The sequence below is a fragment of the Pseudoalteromonas sp. S3260 genome (assembly GCF_005886925.1).
Classification (GTDB): Bacteria; Pseudomonadota; Gammaproteobacteria; order Enterobacterales; family Alteromonadaceae; genus Pseudoalteromonas; species Pseudoalteromonas tetraodonis.
The window spans coordinates 1-14,586 of sequence record NZ_PNCV01000013.1; the positions used below are offsets into that span (position 1 = coordinate 1).

A 14,586-nucleotide genomic window follows, 5' to 3' on the forward strand; every position below is an offset into this window, starting at 1 on the left:
AGATGGGTGTCTGTTTTAGTGCTCTTCCCAGGTATCCGTCTTCATTTTCTTTGTTAAGTATCTGTCGTAATTTCATCCCATTCCTGCCCACAGTAACCTATCAGCCAATTTATAGCATGATGTCTCTCTTGCACAATACTTGAATCTATTTCTACTGGTATGGGTTGATGATTGATTGTAGCGTCTCTAACTTTCCAATGAGAATCATAAATTAGTTCATTTGCATCAAATATCTCATCATCTGAACGTAACTCAGCGTTTTCTATAAAATTTTTGGATTCTTTCAAGTAAAAGTCACAAGCATTCTTTATAGCGTCGAGATCGCATAACTCACTGAAGTTATTGAATGCTGGTAGCTTGTAGAGCGCCCATAGCAATATAGCCAATGATTCTATTCTCCAAGTAGCATTAATAACACTTCGCTTAGTGAGCTGTTGAGATTCAAAAAATGCTTTTTCTTCTTCGGTAACGTACTCCCAAAGAGCTTCTTTTTTTAGCCAAGCTACAATTGCATCGCGATCTTCGCCATTACCTGCTGACACAAGTCCGAAAAGGATTACACTCCGTTGAGCGCACTCAACGCTGCTGCGGATTTCGTCTTCCGTTTCAAGTTCGTCATCATTCTCTTCAATCAACTGTAAAACGTATGAATTATCAAATCCGCAGCAATCACACACAGGATCTTTTAACGATAGACTATCACTTTCTTTGTCGCAGTTAGTGCAGAACAAACAACCTCCTAAAGATACTTAACAATTTTATAGTGCGCTCGTCGCGTATATTTCTACCAACGTTACGCTAATATATTTATTAATTACTTTTTAACAAATAACTTAACTCATTACCAGCTATAATTTTTTCTTGGTACTAAATAGAATAAGAAAGAAGAAAGTGCGCTCGGCGCGCATTTTCTTGAATATGTGAGCAAAACAACTAAGCTGTATATAAACACAGTATTCTTATTGGTGAAAATATGAAAACGCGTTCCCCATTTTTAAATTATATCGCTGAATATATGTTAGTGCGTCAGTATTCATTACGTACCGTAGATACTTACCTGAGGTGGATTGCATCTTATATTCATTTTCATAATAAGCGCCACCCCGCCTCAATGGGAGACAATGAAGTCGAACGCTATCTAGAACACTTAGTGTTAAAGCAAAATGTTGCACCACGAACGCAAGCCACAGCACTTAATTCATTGTCATTTTTATACAAGCACATAATAAAAAGTGAATTATCGTTAAACTTAAATTTTGCCCACAGTAAAAAACAAGCAAAGCTCCCTGTAGTTATGACCCCAGAGGAAGTTAAGCTGCTTATGACTCATTTAAATAAGCGCTATTATCTTATTGCAGGCCTTATGTATGGTAGCGGTTTAAGAGTAATGGAAGCGGTGCAGTTAAGGGTGAAAGATATTGATTTTGATTATAAGTGTATTCAAGTATGGAATGGGAAAGGTAATAAACACCGTATTGTAACGCTGGCCACAGAGCTAATTCCTATGCTGAGAAATCAAATTTTGAACGTTGATGACTATTTAAAACTTGATTTAAATAATACGGAATATGCGGGTGTGTGGATGCCATATGCTTTAACAAAAAAATTCCCTAGCGCCTCAAAATCACTTGCGTGGCAGTATTTATTTCCTTCTCATATATTAAGTTCAGATCCTCAAAGTGGTGAAATAAGACGACATCATTTTCATCACTCTTGTATTAGAAAAGAGGTTAAAAAAGCCGTCCAAAAATCAGGATTAACAAAAATTATAACACCGCATACCTTGCGTCATTCATTTGCAACGCATCTATTGCAAAATGGCGCCGATATCAGAACAGTTCAAGCTCAGCTTGGCCATTCTGATGTTAAAACCACACAAATATATACCCATGTACTGCAACAAGGTGCCAACGGGGTTGTTAGCCCTTTTTCAAGATTATAAGCGTCTCTTTTTAATCCTCTATGCATACATATTCGCTTTAAGACCAATACCGCTATCTATTTCTACTTTGAAAAACATAAAAAAGCCCCGCTTGATGTTACTCAAGCAGGGCTCCACACTAATTTTGTATCAATAAAAGCGCCTAAACTGCAGGCGCTTTGCATTATTGAATTTTATTGGTTAACCACGCTTTTAAGCGGATTAACTGGCTGTGCGTTGTCGTCTAGGATGTTCATATCGAAGTCGAACTCATCAACACGAATCGCTTTTTCACGCTTTTTGTTGTAATCACTTAACTGAACAAATTCAGCGTCGTTAATTACTTTTGCAGCAAGTGCATTTTCAAGCGTGATTGAAAAACGCGTACCCGGCTTAAAGGTTTTAGCACGTAGCGCTTTTTTCACTTTAGCTAATAGCTCAAGTGACGCCATTTTAGCTTTGTAAGCTTGCTCATTGATGTGATGACCATCACCTTCAATTGGCTTAACTAAATGCGTTATTTGCGCTTTAAATGCCGTATCAAGCTGAGCTTGTTTTGCTAATTCACGAATTAAATCATCGCTAATTTTTGGCATTTTAGTTGAGTAGTTCATGGTAATAAGACGAATGAACTTACGAGTACCACTTGCAGGGAAGTTGTCTAAGAACTTGTGCAATGCTTCTTCTGCACTTTGTAGTGCAAAACGAGTCGCATAATGGAAGTAAGGAGCCGCTTGCTCACGCTCGCTGCTTGCTACTTTTTGCTCGTAATACTTAATAGATGCCATAGCTGCATACAAGAAGCTCATTACATCGCCTAAACGTGCTGAAAGCATTTCAGCTTGCTTTAATTTACCGCCAAGTACTAGTAACGAGAAGTCAGCATAGACAGCTAATTTAGCTGATAGTTTATGTACTGCTTTTTCGTAGTCACGTACTTCTGGTAATGCAGAGCTTGCGCCAGCAGTAAATGGTAGTACACCTAAACGGAATGCACGTAAGCTATTTGCTGTGCTGTAACCAACCGTTTTACGTAAAATACCGTTAAATTCTGCATCTGCGTTTTTGTCATCGCTGTGGATAGACTCAACCATAGACTGTAGGTATGGGTGACAACGCATGACACCTTGACCAAAGATCATCAGGTTACGGGTAAGAATGTTCGCGCCCTCTACCGTAATGGCAATTGGCTGCGCCACATAACCGCTAGCAAGTGTATTTTGAGGACCGTTCTGAATTGCTTTACCCGCTTGAATATCCATTGCTGAGTCAAGTACATCACGACCAAGCTCTGTCATATGGTATTTAGCAATTGCAGTTACTACCGATGGTTTTAAGCCCATGCCTAAGCCTTCAGTTGTCAATACTCGCATTGCTTCTTGTAGGTATGTTTTACCTGCAATGTCAGCTAGCTTTTCTTGAATACCTTCAAATTGACCAATTGATAAACCAAACTGTTCACGCACTGCTGCGTACTCAGAAGCAGATTTAAATGCAACTTGTGCTGTACTTACACCTAATGCTGGTAATGAAATACCACGACCAGCGCCTAAACAGCTAACTAGCATTTGCCAACCGCGACCGATGTTTTTCTGACCACCGATAATAAAGTCCATTGGTACAAATACCTTGTTACCACGTGTAGTACCGTTGTAAAAACGGATACCCATAGGATCATGACGGTTACCAAGTTCTACACCAGGGTGCTCTTTTGGAATAAGTGCACAAGTAATACCTAGGTTTTCTTTGCCACCTAGTAGACCATCAGGGTCAACTACTTTAAACGCTAAACCAAGTACAGTAGCAATTGGCGCGAGTGTGATGTAGCGCTTGTCCCATGTAATTTCTAGGCCAAGTACTTCTTCACCGTTATACATGCCTTTAGTAACAGTACCTACATCAGGAATACCGCCTGCATCAGAACCTGCTTCTGGGCTGGTTAATGCAAAACATGGAATGTCTGTACCATTTGCTAAACGTGGTAAGTAATGTGCTTGTTGCTCATCTGTACCGAAGTGAAGTAGTAACTCACCCGGGCCCAACGAGTTTGGTACCATTACGGTTACCGCAACCGCTGAGCTTTTAGTAGCAATTGTACCTACAATTGTTGAGTTAGCGTATGGGCTGAACTCTAAACCGCCAAACGATTTAGGGATGATCAGCGAGAAGAAACGCTCTTTTTTCAAAAACTCTAAAATGTCGTTTGGTAAATGAATACCATTTTGAATGACTGAATCGTCAATCATGCCAAGTAATTCTTGTACTGGGCCATCTAGGAACGCTTGCTCGTCTGCGGTTAATTTAGCCGCAGGTACGTCGCGTAGCGCGCTGAAATCTGGTTTACCTCGATAGATAGACCCTTCTAGCCATACATCACCAGCGTCTAACGCTTCTTGCTCAGTAACTGAAATGCTTGGTAGTACTTTTTTTAATTTTGTACGTAAACTCATAACGAACTCATCCGACCAGATAAATAATACCTACATTACGTCATAAAAATCGCTTTAGATCAATTACTCTATTCAATTAATTAACAGTTTTTGCAATTTATTTTCTTTACCTGAACGTAAACTGTTGAAATAAAAAGGCTTGCACCTGTACGCTGAATTGTTATTTTTTTTGTTAAAAATTTAATAATTCTGGTTGTTGGCGCCGCAAATACGGATTTGGTAATAAAGTAGAAACAAAAAAACGCAGCCTAAAATTAGGCTGCGTTTTTTAATACAAGAATTTGGGTGAAATTAGCTTATTTTAACCACTTGTTTACCTGTAAAACCACCTGCTAACTGATTGTTTAATGCAGCCGAAACAGCCTTTGCGTTAAAATCAACAGCTAATACTTCTGGAGGAATTATCTCGCCATTTGCTACCTTTTCAAGCAACAAATTGCCCATAAAACTCATCCGCTGCTGCGCACATAAGCTGTTAGCTAGCCACGCACCTCCTAAGGAGACAATACTAATATTAGGCGCACGCCGATACATTAGCTGCTGTTCAAAGTTAGGAAGTGGATTTAAACAAGCAATACGACCACAAAAACGCATTAGTTCGATATTTTGAATGGTCGATTCCCCCCCCATAATATCAATAATAGCGTCAAACCCTTGTGGACCTAACTCTCGACGAATTTTGTCACATAAGGCTTTATCGTTGTAATCAAAGACCACATCGGCGCCGAGTTGCTTAACTAACTTATGATTGCGCTTAGAGGCGGTGGTAAATACATCTGCACCGCGCTGCTTGACAAACTGAATAGCAAATTGCCCTACAGCGCCAGCGCCACCTTCAACAAAGAGCGTATCGCCCTCAGTTACTGATAGTTTATCTAAGCTGATCAATGCCGCCATTCCGGCGCAGGGTAAAGTTGCAGCTTTGTCACTGGCTAATTGCTGAGGAAGGATAGACACCGCATAATTAGGCACTTTTGCGTATTCGCTCAGTACCCCTTGCTCACCTACGCTGGCGTGCCACATAACACGCTCCCCTACCCCCGGAAAAATACCTTTGCCCGCTTTAACCACTGTCCCCACTGCATCCAAACCTAAAACATGCGGGTATTGCCACGTACAAAAGCCAGACTTGGCAAATTGTGCATCCACCGGGTTTAAACCAACGTACTCTACTTTTACTAATAACTCATTCCCTGTGCACTGAGGCACAGGTAACAGAGTATCCGATAAGTTAATATCCTCATTGGGCTCATTTAACACAATAGAGCGCATTAATGTAGGAATAGTATTTGGGTTTGTATCTGCAGTATTAGGCATCAAAAACTCTACTTGTTAGTATTACTTAACGCGTAACTCCATCGCCCATTAAATGACTGGTAGGCATTTACTTTGGCAAGTAGCGATGAAATAGTTGAATCAACGGCATTTTCTTGCGCTATTAAAACATCCTGACGCGCATCTAACAACTCTAAGTAAGGAATTTGCCCTTCTTCGTACATTGCTTGTGCTTGTAAAAATGCATTATTAGCAAATTGATAACGCTCATCAGCAAAGCGCGATTGCTGTGCTTGATTGGCCAATAATTGCAGAGAAAGTTCACTCTCGTTAATCGCTTTTAATACCACTTGCTGGTAGTCAGTATACGCTGCTTGGCTTAAAAACTGCTGCGCATCGCGTTGTGCTAAAAGCGCAGGGTAACTTAATAATGACCACTGCAATTGCGGCGCTACTTGCCATTGCTGCTGGGTATCACTAAAACCGTTGCTCCCTAAACTTAACACGCCTGCAAAGCCGCTTAAGCTAATATCCGGCAATAAAGCTTTACTGGCTGCTACACTCAGGCTATTTGCCTGGCTAAAATCAAATAAAGCACGACTTATATCAGGTCTTAGTGCTATTGCATCATTAGGCTTTGCCAATGACACCGCAAATGCCTTAGTTAATATAGTACGTTCATCATTAATGATCAGTGATTGCGTAGTTTGCGCGCTTAATACGGCCAAAGTAGATAAGTCACGGTACTTCGCATATTTAATTGCCGGCACCAAGGCTTGCTGCTGCCTAAGTTGCGCCATAGTGCGGTTTAAGTCGAGCTCATTGGCCACACCTTCATCAACTTGGGCCTGCAGCACTTGAATGCTTTGTTCAAGCGCTTCTATTTGCATTTCAATAATTTGCTGCTTTTGCAGATTACCTTGATAACTCACAAAGCCTTTAACCACAGCCGACACCACTTCAATTTGCAATAACCTAACTTGCTCAGCTTGGCTCATTGCTTGAGAATTCGCGGCATCGACTAACGCAGTAATTCGACCAAATAAGTCGAGCTGCCAATCAAGTGCTACATTCGCACTTGATTGTCGGCTATTGGTATTGCCTAGCCCGCTTCGCTTTGCACCAACCTCAACACCGCCTTGCGGTAAGTATTGCGCTTGTTGCTCGCCAATACGCGCCAAAGCGCTTTTTAATACCAGCTGACTTGTTTGTAAGTCGTAATTATTAGCAAGTGCGTTGCTCAGCAGTTGGTTTAGCTGCGCTGAGCCCAGCTTATGCCACCAGTTTTGCTCATCTTCACCCATAAACTGCTCTGCAGATATTGCCTTGGCAACAAACTCATCAACCTGTTGTTGCTGAGCAGCTGTGTCAATTTTACTCGCACAACCTGATAACACAGCAACCGCTAATGCAGAACTCAACCATGGCGATAATTTAAGGGCGCTTAAGTTAAATTTAGTCATGCGAAGACTCCTTAACGCGCGGCTTTTTTACCACCAGCATATAAAACACCGGTGTAAATAATAGTCCAAACACAGTTACTCCAATCATGCCTGAGAATACTGCGTTACCCATTGCGTGTCGCATTTCGGCGCCCGCACCGGTGGCAAGTACTAACGGTACAACACCTGCTGTAAATGCAATTGACGTCATTAATATTGGGCGCAAGCGCATACGACATGCCTCAAGTATTGCCTCTAAGTGCGATAAGCCTGAGTCGTGTCTGTCTTTTGCAAACTCAACCATCAATATTGCATTTTTAGAAGCCAACGCGACCAGTACTATTAACGCTATTTGGGTGAATATGTTGTTGTCAGAGCCGACAAACCACACACCTAACAAGGCTGAGAAAATAGTCATTGGTACAATTAATATAATTGCCAGTGGTAAACGTAAGCTCTCGTACTGCGCTGCAAGTACCATAAATACAAGTAATACAACTAACGGGAATACATAAACCATGGTGTTACCGGCAAGTACTTGTTGGTACGTTACTTCAGTCCACTCATATTCAATACCTGTTGGTAGTGTGTCTGCGAGTACTTTTTCAATAGCAACTTGTGCTTGATCAGAACTATAACCTGGCGCTGGGCTACCATTTAGTTCTGCACTTGGGTATCCGTTGTAATGCATAACACGGTCAGGACCAATTGTTGGTGTTACTGTTAATACAGAGCCTAATGGCACCATATTACCTGAGCGATTACGTACTTTTAAATTAAGTATTTGATCAGGGTCTAAGCGGTAGTCAGCATCAGCCTGTGCATTTACTTGGTACGTACGACCAAACATATTAAAGTCATTTACGTACACAGAGCCTAAGTAAATTTGCAGTGCATTAAATACTTCATCAAGTGGAATACCTTGAATAAGCGCTTGTTCGCGGTCAATATCAATATCCATTTGTGGAACTTGGATACGGAAACTTGAGTACAGACCCATTAATGCAGGGTCTTGTTGCGCTTTACCAATAACGGCTTGCAGGCTATTAAATAGTGCTTCAAACCCTTTATTAGCTCTGTCTTCTATTTGCAGTTTAAAACCACCTGTAGTGCCCAAACCTTGAATTGGCGGCGGTGGAAATACCGCTACAAATGCCTCATCAATGGCGGCAAAACGTTTATTCAACTGCGCCGCTATCGCCATCGCTGATTGGCTTGGATCGGTACGTTTGTCAAAGCTTTCAAGTGGTATTTCTACAATGCCGCTGTTAGGGCTGTTGGTAAAACCATTAACCGATAACCCCGGAAAGGCAACCGTATGTGCAACGCCGGGCACTTCTAGCGCTATTTGTTGCATTTGTTTAATAACCGCTTCGGTACGATCTAGGCTCGCAGCATCAGGAAGTTGTGCAATTGCCACTAAATACTGTTTATCTTGCTGTGGAATAAAACCACCGGGTACAGAGTCAAATAACTTAATAGTACCGCCCACTAAAGCAACGTAAGCAACCATGACCACCACGCTCATGCGGATCAGCTTTTGTACCAGTTTTTCGTAGCCTTTAGCACCACGATTAAACACGCGATTAAAGGGTGCAAATAACCAACGGCCAAATAGTTTATTTAACAACCGCGTAAAAGCGTCTGGCTTTGCGTCATGGGGTTTTAATAATAATGCAGCGAGTGCTGGGGATAAAGTCAGCGAGTTAAAAGCTGAAATAATAGTAGAAATAGTAATGGTTAAGGCAAATTGCTTATAAAACTGCCCAGACAACCCGGTAATAAACGCTGTAGGAATAAATACCGCACTAAGTACCAAGGCAATTGCAATAATAGGGCCGGTTACTTCACTCATGGCAACGCGGGTTGCTTCAAGTGGCGACAGACCTTTTTCAATATTACGCTCAACGTTTTCTACCACTACTATGGCATCATCTACCACAATACCTATGGCCAATACTAAACCAAACAGCGACAAGGTATTAATAGACACTCCCAGCAACTGCATCACTGCAAAAGTACCAATGAGTGAAACAGGCACCGCAATCAATGGAATTATAGATGCACGCCATGTTTGTAAAAATACAATCACCACAATAACAACCAATGCGATTGCTTCTAGCAAGGTAGTAATTACCGCATCGATAGAGCCGCGTACAAATACTGTAGGGTCGTACACTATGTCGTATTCAACACCGGTAGGAAAGTCTTTCGCTAAACGCGCCATGGTTTCGCGTACTTGATCAGAGAGCTCAATTGCATTAGAACCCGGGCGTTGGAATATTGGCATTGCAAGTGCCGGTTGATTATCAAGCTCTGCACGCAGTGCGTAAGTGTCTTGGCCTAAATCAACACGGGCTATATCAGATAAACGCGTTAACTGACCTTCGTCGCCTACTTTAATAATAACGTTTTCAAATTCTTCAATACTGTTTAAACGTCCTTTAACGTTTAAGAGTATTTGAAATTGGCTATCGTTTGAAATTGGCTGCGCACCTAAGCTACCCGCTGCAACTTGTTGGTTTTGCGAGCGAAGGGCAGCAACTACATCTGTTGCTGTTAATTCCCGTGCAGCAAGAGCATCTGGGTTTAGCCATACGCGCATTGAGTATTTGCCACCACCAAATAAACGAATATCACCTACGCCTGGTAAGCGTGCAATTTCATCTTTAATGTTTAAATCAGCATAATTAGATAAGTAAGCTGTGTCGTGCGTTTTTTCAGGCGAATATAAGTGCACCACCATGGTTAAATTGGGTGATGATTTTTCGGCTACAACACCTAAACGTTGTACTTCTTCTGGCAAACGTGGCAATGCACTGTTTACACGGTTTTGTACTTGTACTTGAGCACGATCTAAATCGGTACCTAAAGCAAAAGTTACCGTTAGTGTCATGCGTCCATCGCTTGTACCTTGCGAAAACATATACAACATGTTTTCAGTACCGTTAATTTCTTGCTCCAGCGGTGTTGCCACTGTTTGCGCGATAACGGTTGGGTTTGCACCCGGGTAACTTGCAGTCACAACCACTGTTGGTGGTACGACTTCTGGGTATTCACTGACCGGCAGCTGAAATAATGAAATGCTACCTGCAATTAAAATAATCAACGACAGCATGGCCGCAAAAATCGGTCGCTGTATAAAAAAGTGTGAAAATTTCATCTAATAACCTTATTGCTTAGTAACTAAATCGGCAGGGTTAGCACTTAGCGTAAATGCCACGCCTTGGGTATTAATTGCCACTTTATTTGGTGATATCGGCATACCGGGTCCTACACGAGCAGGGCCGTTTACAGCAATAATATCGCCTTGCTCAAGTCCTGATGTGATGGCTCGTAACGATCCATAGCGCTCACCTACTGTTACAAGCTTATACTGCAGCACATTGTTTTCGCCTACCGTTAACACAAAGCGATTTTTTAAATCTGTGCCTATGGCTCTGTCTGGAATAATGACAGTTTCACGCACTGCATTAGCAGCTAACTTAATGCGTGCAAATGAGCCCGAACGCAGCTCGTTACTGCGATCATCAAATACCGCACGAACGCGTAAAGTGCCTGTAGATGCGTTAATTTGATTATCTATAAAGTTAATATGGCCGCTATAGTTAAAATCGTCTTGCCCTACTTTTTGCATTACAACAGGCTGTTTGCTTGCAGCTGTTACTTCGTCAAATGCGCTATTCCAAGTACGTTCATCTACATCAAAGTAAGCGTACATTTTGTCATTAGAAACAATTGAAGTAAGCACGCTTTGCCCTGCAAGTACGTTGTTACCTTTGGTAATATTTGCGCGAGAAATCACGCCATCAATAGGAGAAACCACTGACGTAAACTCTAAACCGAGCTTTGCAGCTTTAAGCTGCGCTTGCAGTGCAGCAAGTTGTGCTTCACGCTGACGCAGAGTCGATGTACGCGCTTGTGCTTGCTCAGTCGAAATGGCTTTTCGCTCAGTTAAGCGTACCGCACGCGATGCTTCGCTTTTTGCTTGTTCAAGTGCTGCTTGAGCACTTTTTACCTGAGCGCTTAAACTGTCAACGGTTGCAGCGAATGAGCGATCGTCTAAACGAAATAATACATCGCCTTGTTTAACGCTATCCCCTTCTTTAAATTCAATTTGCTCAATAATGCCGGATACACGCGGCATTAATGCCACTTTCTGCGGTGACTCTAAGCGTGTTGTATAGGTATGCCAACTTTGAACTGGCTTAACCAAGACTTCGGCTACATCAATAGCTTGTTGTTGCTGTGCGGGGGCTGATTGCGCTGTACTTTCATCGGCACAACCGGCCAGTGTGATTAATGCAACAGATAGTGCTGTAGCAATTAAGTGTTTGTTCATAACGACGCTCCTTTTAATTTAGCATTGCATAATACGGAACATACTTGATGACAAAAACAATAGATTTTTAAATTCATTAGTGCCAAAATGGCATCAATACTCACTAAGTGATGAAATAATGGATACAACCAGTCGACTATTAATGCTGCTTGAAGTGGTAGAGCAAGGCTCATTTGCAAAAGCAGCCGAAATACGAAATATTGACCGCTCAGTGATCTCTAAGCAAATTAGTCGGTTAGAGGATGAACTTGGAGTAAGGCTATTGAACAGAACAACCCGCTCATTCTCTCTTACAGCAGCGGGCGCTGAAATGATAAAAAAAGCAGGTGAGCTACGAAGTCTGCTTGGCGAAACGGTGCGCATGGCAGAAAACTACCACCAAGAGCCACGCGGCGTATTAAAAGTAACCGCATCTACTTTAATTTGTCGGCGTTATTTACAGCCAGTGATCAACGATTTCCAAAAACGCTTTCCGCAAGTGGAAGTAGAACTGCGTTTAGATGACCGATTGGTTGATATTGTATCTGAAGGATTTGATTTAGCGTTTAGAGTGGGTGAACCCAAAGACTCATCATTAATTGCTCGTAAAATTGCCCGTAATCGTTTGTTACTATTAGCCGCGCCAGCGTTTATAGAAACATACGGTATGCCTACAACAATCACTGATTTGGCACAATTGCCAGCGGCCAGTTATGCCAGCAACTCACTGCGGGTAGAGGGCATAAATTACTATAACCACACTGGCGAGCACTGCGCGCAAAAAATAAAAAGTGTGTTTAGAGCAAACGATGCAGAAGTGTTACTGATGAAAACTCTCTCTGGCACCACCTACTTTTTAGCGCCGGCATTTATTTTAGATAAAGAAGTGATTGATGGGCAACTGGTGCCCTTACTTACGGATGTAAAATTAATGGAACATAATGCAATGTATGCTGTATACCCACACCGAGATTTACCGGTAAGAACACGATTGTTTTTTGATGCCGTGCGTGAATACATTGGCAAAGAAAGACCGATTTGGGAGAACAGTATTCCTAATTTTGATCAAATGTATTAAGCCGCATCTGCACAGAGGTTAATATCAGAAAAAACCGCATTGCGCCCCGCATCTTTTGCCTTATAAAGCTGCTTACCTGTTTGCGCTATTAATTCAGCCAAATTTAGTTGTTGGTACTTAACTACGCCAACACGGGCTGTTAAATTTATGGTTATACCATTGGCTTTAATATATTTATTTGCAACAGCTTGTCTAAGATTTTCAGCCATTGCCAGCGCGGGTTGTGCACTATCAAAATTGCTCATTAAAAAAATTCTTCACCCTCCACCCTAAACACATACCCTTTTGCAAAAGTAATCCTAAATAGAGTTGCCAACTCAACCAGTACTTTATCTCCTACATCATGGCCGTATTCATCATTTATTTGTTTAAAGTGGTCAAGATCAATTAAAAACAAGTATAACTGTGACTTGTCTTTTATCTCCACTTCAAAATAATGACTCATAGATAAACGGTTTCCTGCGCCCGTAAGAGGATCAAGTAAAGCCAAGTTTTTAAGTCGCTTAGAAAATTCGGCCCTATTTTCTTCAAAAACATGAGAAATGACCCATATAATAATATAAATAAACAGTAAGTTGAGCGCTTGGTTAAAAGAGGAAAAAGAAGGGCTTGGTAATTTATAAAGCAATACTGATGATTGCATAACCAAAAGTGTGGCCGATAACACAATACCGTATTTTCGACCAAGAAGTAGATAATACAAAATGGGTAAAGAAAACGCCCACAAAAACAAACCATTTTTAAGTGGTGCCAAAAAGGTTCCACATAATATAACGAGCGTTACAGTCATACAAACCGTTATGGCATACCAATTTCGTTGCTTGTTTTTAACCAATGGTATAAAAACATAAAAACAAAGTACGGAAATTACACTTCTAAGCCACCTACAATATAAAAATGATTTTTTGATAGGTTAAACACAGCAAAAATAAATGACAGCAAACCTAAAAATAAACACATCCATTTTAAGACATGCTTACGTAATATTTTTGTACTGTTGAGAGCGGCTATATCCATAAAAAACTTAAATCAAAGCTACTGGTTTAAATTAACCCTGAAATGCAATAATCACAACTTTACGCTTAACAACCGCCTTTAAAATAAGTAAAAAGGACTGGTTAAATGCAGCTATTCTGTAAGCAATTCATTAACTGTGCCAACCAAGTCAGCAAACTCCTCATCAACATGTGCAATTTGTTTAGGGCTTAAGGTTTGATTTAATTTAACCAGCAACTGTGCGTATGCCCTTAAATTTTCCTCATTTCTCTCAATGAGTTCAGCACTCATAAACAGCTCTCGTTCTGTAATGATAGTGCGTAACTGCTGCGCAAATTGGGCATCATCAAGGGTTTGCTGATTAAACAGTGCCTCAAGTGCACCTAACCGAGTTAGTTTATAGTCATACCATAAATTGCTGGTGCTGATATATTCACTGTTGGCTTGTGACACTAGCGTTCGCTGCTCTGAGGTGAGCTTACCAAGCCATTGTTCGTAATAGTCTAGTTGCCTGTCTAAACGAGACTGCTGATGCTCCTCTTTGGTTAATGAAGCGTGCTTTTTTATTTCGTCATTAATTTGATCGCGAATGTTTTCTATCATTTCACTGCGTTGTGATGGAGTTAACGTTTTTGCCAGCTCGATTAAGGGATCACTCGCGTACAAAAGTAAATTGCGCCAATGCTGCTTTACCTGCGTTATTTTTGCCATTAACTGCGCTGTATCGGCTTGTTTATCGAGCAACTGCCTTAAGTCGAGTAAATCGGCTTTATATTTTGGTAACTCAACCTCTCGATGCCAATCTCGGGTGTTATTAATAATCACTTTTAACTGCGTTGATTGGCTTTTGTTTAAGTCGACATAATCGTCTATCCAAAACGAAGACAGCCAACCAAGGTTGTTATAAGCAAAGGAGGTAGAACAACTGGCAATAAACAATAAACTGGTTATAAAAATAATTTTGCTTAGTTTTATATTTTTTAAATTATTTAACATTAACAGACCCCGTTTTATGATGCTTTGGTTGCCAAAAATCATCATAAGTAATTATGTAAGCTATTGCTCGCTTTTATTTTTTTCATTTTTCTATAGAATCGCAAGCT

At 41.0% G+C, this 14,586-nt stretch carries 9 protein-coding genes and 1 pseudogene; 2 read left to right on the forward strand and 8 right to left on the reverse strand.

Annotated features, from left to right (window positions below; translation table 11 throughout):
- Positions 1 to 53: 53 nt before the first annotated feature.
- On the reverse strand, positions 54 to 731 hold the full coding sequence (locus CWC14_RS02960; RefSeq protein ID WP_083238643.1) for a DUF4272 domain-containing protein: 678 nt from the start codon (positions 729 to 731) through the stop codon (positions 54 to 56).
- Positions 732 to 973: 242 nt separating this feature from the next.
- Here CWC14_RS02960 and CWC14_RS02965 point away from each other — a divergent pair, with 242 nt between their 5' ends.
- A complete protein-coding gene (locus CWC14_RS02965; RefSeq protein ID WP_076921749.1) occupies positions 974 to 1,942 on the forward strand; it encodes an integron integrase in 969 nt (322 codons plus the stop codon).
- Positions 1,943 to 2,115: 173 nt separating this feature from the next.
- On the opposite strand, the gene CWC14_RS02970 is transcribed toward CWC14_RS02965, so the two are convergent.
- The 5 genes from CWC14_RS02970 to CWC14_RS02990 all read right to left on the reverse strand — a co-directional run bounded on the left by CWC14_RS02970 (position 2,116) and on the right by CWC14_RS02990 (position 11,430).
- Positions 2,116 to 4,371 carry an acyl-CoA dehydrogenase gene (locus tag CWC14_RS02970; RefSeq protein ID WP_138561194.1) on the reverse strand — a complete coding sequence of 752 codons (2,256 nt, stop codon included), beginning with the start codon at positions 4,369 to 4,371 and terminating at the stop codon, positions 2,116 to 2,118.
- Between the two features lie 291 nt (positions 4,372 to 4,662).
- Positions 4,663 to 5,688: a zinc-binding dehydrogenase gene (locus CWC14_RS02975; RefSeq protein WP_138561196.1), complete on the reverse strand. Its 1,026-nt coding sequence runs from the start codon at positions 5,686 to 5,688 to the stop codon at positions 4,663 to 4,665.
- Between the two features lie 8 nt (positions 5,689 to 5,696).
- A complete protein-coding gene (locus tag CWC14_RS02980) occupies positions 5,697 to 7,109 on the reverse strand; it encodes a TolC family protein (protein ID WP_138561198.1) in 1,413 nt (470 codons plus the stop codon).
- Positions 7,102 to 10,251 (reverse strand): efflux RND transporter permease subunit, encoded by a 3,150-nt coding sequence (locus tag CWC14_RS02985; RefSeq protein WP_138561200.1) that lies wholly within the window; start codon positions 10,249 to 10,251, stop codon positions 7,102 to 7,104. The genes CWC14_RS02980 and CWC14_RS02985 overlap by 8 nt, the downstream gene beginning before the upstream one ends.
- A gap of 9 nt (positions 10,252 to 10,260) precedes the next feature.
- On the reverse strand, positions 10,261 to 11,430 hold the full coding sequence (locus CWC14_RS02990) for an efflux RND transporter periplasmic adaptor subunit (protein WP_138561202.1): 1,170 nt from the start codon (positions 11,428 to 11,430) through the stop codon (positions 10,261 to 10,263).
- 118 nt (positions 11,431 to 11,548) lie between these two features.
- On the opposite strand from CWC14_RS02990, the gene CWC14_RS02995 reads away from it, so the two are divergent.
- Entirely contained in the window at positions 11,549 to 12,487 is a 939-nt protein-coding gene (locus CWC14_RS02995; protein WP_138561204.1) for a LysR family transcriptional regulator, read from the forward strand.
- Here CWC14_RS02995 and CWC14_RS03000 read toward each other — a convergent pair.
- Both CWC14_RS03000 and CWC14_RS03005 read right to left on the reverse strand, forming a co-directional pair.
- Positions 12,484 to 13,447 (reverse strand): annotated as a pseudogene (locus CWC14_RS03000) (GGDEF domain-containing protein). The gene CWC14_RS02995 and the pseudogene CWC14_RS03000 sit on opposite strands and share 4 nt — an antisense overlap.
- Positions 13,448 to 13,615: 168 nt before the next feature.
- Positions 13,616 to 14,479, reverse strand: a complete 864-nt coding sequence (locus tag CWC14_RS03005) for a DUF6279 family lipoprotein (protein ID WP_138561206.1) — start codon at positions 14,477 to 14,479, stop codon at positions 13,616 to 13,618.
- Positions 14,480 to 14,586 lie beyond the last annotated feature (107 nt).